This window comes from Burkholderia sp. BCC1998 (assembly GCF_905339875.1).
Lineage (GTDB): Bacteria > Pseudomonadota > Gammaproteobacteria > Burkholderiales > Burkholderiaceae > Burkholderia.
Genome location: NZ_CAJPHE010000096.1, coordinates 1 through 541 on the forward strand (window position 1 = coordinate 1; position 541 = coordinate 541).

Annotated in this window: 1 protein-coding gene; it reads right to left on the reverse strand. The window is 64.3% G+C overall.

All coding sequences use genetic code 11. The features are described 5' to 3' along the window. Window positions 1-541: amidohydrolase family protein (locus tag U5A56_RS36940; protein ID WP_321927421.1), on the reverse strand; the 541-nt coding region annotated here is incomplete at both ends.

The window sequence follows — 541 nt, forward strand, 5'->3', positions numbered from 1 at the left end:
GAGATCGTCTTCCATCTGCGCCGGCAGGTCCGGGCGCGCGACGCGGAAGTCCTCGAAGTCGGCGGCCGAGAACACCAGCATTTCGCCCGCGCCGTTATTGCGGAAATAATCCGTGCCGTCGTGATACTTCGTGCTCTTCGTCCAGTTCACGAAGTCTTCCTTCTCCGCGTTCGGCTTCTGCGTGAACAGGTTGTACGCGATCCGGATCGTCATCTCGCCCGCGTCGTGCAGCTTGCGGATCACTTCGTAATCGTCGGGATAGTTCTGCGAGCCGCCGCCCGCGTCGATCACGCCCGTCACGCCGAGACGGTTCAGTTCGCGCATGAAGTGGCGCGTCGAGTTGTACTGGTATTCGAACGGCAGCTTCGGTCCCTTCGCGAGGGTCGCGTACAGGATCGTCGCGTTCGGGTTCGCGAGCAGCAGCCCGGTCGGATTGCCGGCCGCATCGCGCAGGATCGTGCCGCCCGGCGGCTCCGGTGTGTCCTTCGTGTAGCCGACCACGCGCAGCGCGGCCGCGTTCAGCAGCGCGCGATCGTAAAGA